Annotated in this window: 1 protein-coding gene; it reads left to right on the forward strand. The window is 64.2% G+C overall.

All coding sequences use genetic code 11. The features are described 5' to 3' along the window. A partial coding sequence (locus V7665_RS13655) for a DUF3775 domain-containing protein (RefSeq protein WP_335665079.1) occupies positions 1-261 on the forward strand: 261 nt, incomplete at its 5' end. Positions 262-762: the final 501 nt, after the last annotated feature.

Here is a 762-nt window from a genome sequence, read left to right on the forward strand (position 1 = left end):
CTGCAGGAAACCGCCGGCGATCTCAGCCGCGACGAGCTCACCCAGGAAATCGAGAGCATGAACGACGAGCAGCAGGACGCGCTGGTCGCCCTGTTCTGGATCGGCCGCGGCGACGCGGAGCCGGAAGAATGGGAAGCCACCAAGGCGCTGGCCCGGCAGCAGCATGAAGGCCCGGTCAGCGTCTATCTGCTCGGTCAGCCCGAGGCCGGCGAATGTCTCGCCGAAGGCCTCGACAAGATGCTGCAATTCGGCGTCGATTGATTGGGGGAGCTGTGCCCCGGCGAAGGCCGGGGCCCATCTCTGCTTACTCGGCAGGAGGACTAGGGAGGATAGCGCGCTAAACGCTAGTCCGGGCACCAATCCACCGTGCGGTGTGCGGCTATTTCAGGAGATGGACCCCGCCCTGCGGCGGGGCACTGAAAAAGGAAAACAGGCCCCACCCCGTTCGTGTCGAGCGAAGTCGAGACATCTGGCAAAGCGCGAACGCACCGTCTCTCGACTTCGCTCGAGACGAACGGCATTTCAAACCGCCATCGTCCAACCCCACTTCGTCATCCTGAACTCGTTTCAGGACCTCGAACGGCAGTGCGCAATCTCAAGAGGTCCTGAAACGAGTTCAGGATGACGAGTGCACCCCACCATCCCCCTCATCCCCCTCCAGTTCCTCCGCCCGCGCCTCCAGCGCCTGCACCCGCTCCTCCGCCTGCGCCCGCCGCGCCAGCAGTTTCATCCGCATGTCGCCCAGCTTCCGGTCGAGCGATT

The organism is Parasphingorhabdus sp. (assembly GCF_036964675.1).
Lineage (GTDB): Bacteria > Pseudomonadota > Alphaproteobacteria > Sphingomonadales > Sphingomonadaceae > Parasphingorhabdus.